This window comes from Salipiger sp., from assembly GCF_059781815.1.
Window position 1 is genome coordinate 1 of record NZ_JBYNAH010000269.1, and the last position, 6,475, is coordinate 6,475.

The window sequence follows — 6,475 nt, forward strand, 5'->3', positions numbered from 1 at the left end:
GGCCTTCTCGGCCTCCCAGCGGGCGTTGGCCGTGTCGAGACAGGCCTGCGCATCGGCGAGCTGAGCCGCCACCTCTGCCGCGCGCGCGTCGACCTCGATGCCGATGGCCTCCTCGCGTTCGATGATGCCGGCCTCGATCTCGAGCGCCGCCAGCCGCCGCTCGCAATCCTCGACCTCGGCCGGGGTGGCGTGCTGGCTCACGGCGACGCGGGCGCAGGCGGTGTCGAGCAGGCTGATCGCCTTGTCCGGCAGCTGCCGCGCCGGAATGTAGCGATGCGACAGCTTCACCGCCGCCTCGATGCTCTCGTCCAGCAGCTCGACCTTGTGGTGCTTCTCGAGCACCCCGGCCACGCCCCGGCACATCAGCACCGCCTTCTCCTCGTCGGGCTCGTCGACGATCACCGTCTGGAAGCGCCGGGTGAGCGCCGGGTCGGGCTCGATATGTTGCTTGTACTCGGCCCAGGTGGTGGCCGCGATGGTGCGCAGCTCGCCGCGCGCCAGCGGCGGCTTGAGCAGGTTCGCCGCATCGCCGGTGCCCGCCGCGCCGCCTGCCCCGATCAGGGTATGGGCCTCGTCGATGAACAGGATGATCGGCGTGTCCGAGCTCTGCACCTCCTCGATCACCGCCTTGAGGCGCTTCTCGAACTCGCCCTTCACCGAGGCCCCGGCCTGCATCAGGCCGATGTCGAGCATGTGCAGATCGACGTTGCGCAGCTGCGGCGGCACGTCGCCGCGCGCGAGGCGCTGCGCAAAGCCCTCGACCACCGCCGTCTTGCCGACCCCGGCCTCGCCGGTAAGGATCGGGTTGTTCTGCTTGCGCCGCAGCAGGATATCCACGATCTGCCGGATCTCGGGATCGCGCCCCACGACCGGGTCCATCTTGCCCGCCTTGGCGCGCTCGGTGAGGTTGGTGGCGTATTGCGCCAGCGCCGACTTGCCGCCCGGCGCGGGCTTGCCCTTGGGCGCCTCCTCCGGTGCCGTCGCGGGCCGCTCGATGCTGTCGACCAGCAGCGTGTCGAGCTGGTCGGCCATGGCGTTAGGGTCGATCTTGTCGAATTCGAGGCTGATCTTGTAGAGCAGCCCCTCGAGCACCGGCACCTTCAACGCCGCGATCAGCAGGTAGGCCGAGCGGACCGTGTCGTCGCCATAGTCGAGCGAGGCGAGGCTCCAGGCCTCCTGGATGGCGCGGAAGATGTGGTCGGAGAACTCCTCCACCGCGCTCGCGCCATGCGGCAGCGCATCGGTCGCCTTGAGGATGTCGCCGTCGAAGCGGTGCCGGTCGACGCCTGCGGCATCGAAGAGAATCGACACGTCCGAATACTCGGTATCGGCGAGCGCGGTGACGAAATGCACCAGTTCCACATAAGGATTGCCGCGTCGTTTCGCGGCCTGTGCCGCCTCGGAAAATGCCTTGAGGCAGGTGGGATTGAGCTTGCCGACAAGCTCCTTGCGCTTGATGGTTTCCTGCGAGCCGCGAGTGGCCATAGTCGAGTATCTCCGGCAAAAAATATTGTCCGGCTGCGCCGGTAATGAAATAATCGTTCTCGTATTATGCTCTCAGACTAACCTAATTTCGTTTTCAAATCGACCGCTTTGGCGATCGCCGGCCACGAGGGACAGATCGTGCTCAAGGACCCGCTCGCGACGGACATCTTTTCCAAGGGCCAGGTGCTCAACAATACATACGAGGTGCTCGGGGTTCTCGGGCGCGGCGGTACCGGCGAGGTCTATCTCGCCCGCAACCAGATTTCCGAGCGCAACGTGGCAATCAAGGCGCTCAACGCGCAGTTCTCGGGCCAGTCCGAATATGTCGAGCTGATGAAGCGCGAAGAGCAGATGCGCAGCATCCTCAACGACGCGGTGGTGCGCTATTCCGACTGCTCGCGCTCGGATGACGGCCATGTCTTCCTGGTGATGGATTATGTCGACGGCATCTCGCTCAGCGACCTGATGGAGCAGCGCCGGCTCGAGGATCGCGAGCTGCTGATCGTCGGCCACCGCGTGCTCGAGGGGCTGGTGGCGACCCATGCCCAGGGCATCGTCCACCGCGACCTCTCGCCCGACAACATCATCCTGCGCGGCGGCAAGGCCGAGCAGGCGACGATCATCGATTTCGGCATCGCCAAGGACACCGCCGCAGGCGCCCGCACCATCGTCGGCAAGCAGTTCGCCGGAAAGTACGAATACGCCGCCCCCGAGCAGCTCGACGGCGACGCGGATTTCCGCGCCGATCTCTACGCGCTTGGCGCCTCGCTTCTGGCGGCAAAGCGGCGCGAGGTGCCGGAGGTGGGCACCAATCCCGGCGAGGTGGTGCGCTTCAAGGCGCGCCCGCTCGACACCTCGGGGCTCGACGCGCCGCTGAAAGACCTGATCGAGTGGCTCGCCGCCCCCGATCTGCGCAACCGCCCCCGCGACGCGACCGAGGCGCTGGAAAGGCTGGATGGCTGGCTGAAGCCGTTCTCGGGCAAGGCGGCGGGGAAGACGAAGAAGAAGGGCTCCGGCGGGCTGATCGCGGCCGGGCTGGTGGTGGCGCTGGCCGCCGGCGGCGTGGCGCTCTGGCAGGGCGGCGCGCTCGAGGCGCTGTTCCCGCCGCCCCTGCCCCATGCCGAGCCCTACCGGCTGAGCGCGGTCAAGAGCGGCGCCACCCCGCATCTGAGCGGCAACGCGCCGGACGAGGCGGCGGCGCAGACCCTGCACACCGCCTTTGGCGAGGCCACGGGCAGCCCCGCGCCCGAGGGCGCGCTGACGCTCGCCACCGGCCTGCCCTTCGAGGGTTGGACCGACGAGGTGGCCAGCTTGCTTGCCAGCCTCGCCCCACTCGAAAGCTGGGATCTCGAGGTGACCGGCAACACCGCCAAGCTCACCGGCCTTGCGCCGAGCACACGCGCACGAGACGCACTGCGCGACACGATCTCAGGGCGCGACAGCCCGCTCGCGGTCAGCGCCGAGCTGCTGGCCGGCCCCGAGCGGCTGCAGGCGTCGGCACTCGACCGGGTGCTCGCGGGCCATGCCGATTGCGGCCCGCTCGAACAGCTCGACGGCGACGGCGTGACCTACGCGCTCTTCGAGACCATCACCGTCACCGGCGACATCTCGGACGAAGCGGTGGCCGAGGCGATCCGCGCCGACCTGACCCCGGCCATCGGCGACCGCAAGCTGCGCGTCGAGACCCGCACGCTGAACGAGGATCTCTGCGCCATCCGTTCGGTGATGCCCAACACCCCCGCCGGGCCTGTCTCGATCTGGCTCGGCGACGGCGACACCGGCAAGCCGGTGCTCACCGGCGTCTACCGCACCGGCGAGAACCCGGTGGCCGAGATCCAGCTCCCCGCCGATCTGACCGGCGCCTCGCTCTGGGTGATGGTGGTCGACAACACCGGCAAGGTGTTCCACATCCTACCAAACATGAACGCCGAGGAGACCTCGGTCGATGCGCTCGGCGTGGTCGAGAACGGCATCCGCCGGATCCGCGTGTTGTGGCCGATCTCGTCGCTGACCGAGGATCCGACGCGGCTCGCGGTGCAGGTGACCGAGGGCGATTACGGCAAGTCGGAGGTGGTGGCGATCCTGTCGCGAGAGCCGCTCTTCGACATCCGCCGCCCGCGCGACGAGAGCGTGGCCTCGGTGGCCGAGGCGCTGGCCGAGACGCTCACGGGCCGCGACGGCGTCGTGCTCGGCATCGCCTCGCGGATCATCGACGCGCGGCCCTGAGCGCATGAGGATCCGTCCGGTCGCCCTCCTCCCACCTTGCCATCCGGCGCCTGGCCCACAATCCGCGCCGGGAGAACTCCGAGCCGCCAGCGCCGGGAAGCGCTTATTTTTGCACGCATTTAATGGAAAGACCTGCCCATGTCCGACTGGTCCCACGGCTACCCCGTCGACAGCGCCTATTTCGACACCATGCAACCCGAGATCTCGCCCTTCCGCTGGCGCCCGGCGCTGCTCACCGCGCGCTTTTCGGGCCCGTCCACCCGACGGTTCCGCTTCCTCGAGCTCGGTTGCGGCTCGGCCCACACGCTGATCGCGCTGGCCGCCTGCTATCCCGAGGCCGAGTTTCTTGGCGTCGATTTCATGCCCGAGCACGTGGTCCGCGCCCGGGCGCTGATCGCCGAGATCGGGCTGACCAACATCCGTGTCGAGGAGGCGGGCTTTGCCGATCTCGCCGCCGAGGCCCCCGAGGCGCAATACGATTACGCCGCCCTGCACGGGGTCTGGAGCTGGGTCGACGCCGAGACCCGCGGCGACATCGTCGCGCTGCTGGGGCGCTGGCTGGCGCCCGGTGCGCTGGTCTACAACGGCTACAACTGTGCCGCCGGCTGGGCCGCCGCGGCACCGATCCGGCAGATCTTCCGCGAGGCGCCGATGGGCACAGCCGACACCAGATACGCCGCCGCCCGCGAGGCCGTGGAGGCGTGGCTGTCCTATAGCGAGAACCCGGCGCTCGACGCGCTCTGGCAGCGGCTGTCGAAACAGGCCGACGCCTTCCTCGCCCACGAGCTTGGCGCGGCGCATGGCAGCGCCGTGTGGTTCACCGATCTGGCCGAGGCGCTCGCCCCGGCCAAGCTCGGCTTTGCCTGCGCCTGCGAACTGCACGAGCAGTTCGACGCGCTCTTCCTCGACGGCCCCCGGCTCGACCTGATCCGGCGCGGCACCGAGCAGGGCTGGGGCCAGACCGCGCGCGACCTGTCCTATGTCCGCACCTTCCGTTCCGACCTGTTCCACCGCGGCGCGCTGCGGCTCACCACCTCGGAGATGATTGCGGAACTGCGCGCGCTGCGGGTGCTGGGCTGGAGCCGCGACGCGGGGTTCGGCCTGCTGGCCGATCTGCCGGTCAAGGACACGCCCGTGGCGTCGCCCGAGATCGAGGCGCAGGTGGCGGAGCTTGCCGCCGCCGGCCCGCGCCTCATCGGCGAGATCGTCGACGGGCTCGATCTCGATCCGCAGAGGGCACTACAGGCGGTGCTGGTGCAGCTCATCAAGGGCAATCTGCTGGCGGTGCGCGACAAGGCCGAGGTGGCCGCCGCGCGAGACGGCACCCGCGCCTTCAACGCGGTCGCCAAGCATCATCTCGAGGCCGGCCAGCGCATCCTGCCCGGGCTTGCCTCGCCCGAGACCGGCGGCGTGATCGTCGTCCCGAAAGCCCTGCAACGCGCGGGCTTCGGGCTCGACGCCGGGACGCCGGAGCTGTTGCAACGTCTGCAAAGCCTGTCCCTCGCTCTATGACAAAGCCTTCCGTCGGGTCATATCTTCTACGCGCCCGACGCACCCGAGACGGGCAGCGGGCGCGGCACCGGCGCAAGGCCCTCCCGAGACACCCGACAAGACGCAGCCGAAAGGAAGACATCAAATGGCATTGAAGGTCAGCGCAGCCGAGTTGGTGGCCGCGGCGCGAGCACGGATCCCGGAGGTCGAGACAGCCGACGCCATCGCGCAACTCGGGACCGAGGATCTGGTGATCGTCGACATTCGCGACGTGCGCGAACGGCAGCGCAGCGGGTACATCCCCGGCTCGATCCACGCCCCGCGTGGCATGCTCGAGTTCTGGATCGACCCCGAAAGCCCCTATCACCGCGAGGTCTTTGCGCAGGCGGGCAAGCGCTACCTGTTCCATTGCGCCAGCGGCTGGCGCTCGGCGCTGGCAGTGGCAGCCCTGCAGGATATGGGATTCGACGCCGCGCATCTGCGCGATGGCTTTACCGACTGGGTGGCGCAGGGCGGGCCGGTCGAGCGCCCCGCCCCGAAAGACTGACCGCCGGCCTCAGCGGCTCTGGCCGGCGAGCACCGCGAGAATCGCCTCGGCAGGCTGGCCGGACGCAGCGGCAATCTCGGTCAGGCTTTGCGACGGGTCGGTCACGGTGAAGCCCGCCTCGCCCAGTGCGGCACCGAGCGCCTCGGGCGTTTCGCCCATCACCAGGGCCACCGCCGTCACGGAACCGCTCAGAACCTGCTGCGCCACGGCGAATTGCGGCGGGCGCCCGCCAGCGGCGGTGCTGTCATAGGTGGGAACCACGAAGGCCAGCGCGGCGACCACCGAGGCCACCATCGCCACGGCGAAGACCGGCTTGCGCAGATAGGCGCTCATCGGGCGCCAGTTCTTCCAGATATGCAGCGCGAACGGCAGGATCAGCACCATGCTGAGCCATTCGTGCATGCCGTGGAACGTGCCGGGCGCCCAATGGAAGAACAGGGCGATTCCCGAGATCAGGGAAACGAGGAACAGGCCGGTGATCAGCGGCGTGGCGGTACGGTTGAGAAGCTGTGACATGGCGTATGGCTCTGTGAACATTCAGGATAGAAATACGGGGCCGCACCGCCCGCGCGGCGCGGCTGTTCCTGAAACGCAGGGCCGCGGCGGCTCCGTCGCAGGTTTCGATGAGAAAGATGAGTTTTTTCTCTTGCAGACCGACGCGGGAGACTCTAAATCGCCTCCACCACCAAGGGGGCGGGCGTAGCTCAGGGGTAGAGCATTACCTTG

The 6,475-nt window shown here is 68.6% G+C and carries 5 protein-coding genes; 3 read left to right on the plus strand and 2 right to left on the minus strand.

Going from position 1 to position 6,475, the window contains the following annotated elements; genetic code table 11:
- The coding region (locus AC6RA4_RS22320; protein ID WP_500164050.1) for an AAA family ATPase at nt 1-1,485 on the minus strand (1,485 nt) is incomplete at its 3' end.
- A 138-nt stretch (nt 1,486-1,623) separates the two neighbouring features.
- Here AC6RA4_RS22320 and AC6RA4_RS22325 point away from each other — a divergent pair.
- From AC6RA4_RS22325 to AC6RA4_RS22335, 3 genes are all read left to right on the plus strand, one after another.
- Nucleotides 1,624-3,711 carry a serine/threonine protein kinase gene (locus tag AC6RA4_RS22325; RefSeq protein WP_500164052.1) on the plus strand — a complete coding sequence of 696 codons (2,088 nt, stop codon included), beginning with the start codon at nt 1,624-1,626 and terminating at the stop codon, nt 3,709-3,711.
- Nucleotides 3,712-3,849: 138 nt separating this feature from the next.
- Nucleotides 3,850-5,223 carry a methyltransferase gene (locus tag AC6RA4_RS22330; RefSeq protein ID WP_500164054.1) on the plus strand — a complete coding sequence of 458 codons (1,374 nt, stop codon included), beginning with the start codon at nt 3,850-3,852 and terminating at the stop codon, nt 5,221-5,223.
- Between the two features lie 124 nt (nt 5,224-5,347).
- Nucleotides 5,348-5,749: a rhodanese-like domain-containing protein gene (locus AC6RA4_RS22335; RefSeq protein WP_500164055.1), complete on the plus strand. Its 402-nt coding sequence runs from the start codon at nt 5,348-5,350 to the stop codon at nt 5,747-5,749.
- A 9-nt stretch (nt 5,750-5,758) separates the two neighbouring features.
- Here AC6RA4_RS22335 and AC6RA4_RS22340 read toward each other — a convergent pair whose 3' ends face one another.
- Complete coding sequence (locus tag AC6RA4_RS22340) at nt 5,759-6,265, minus strand: DUF4405 domain-containing protein (RefSeq protein WP_500164056.1); 507 nt, start codon at nt 6,263-6,265, stop codon at nt 5,759-5,761.
- Nucleotides 6,266-6,475 lie beyond the last annotated feature (210 nt).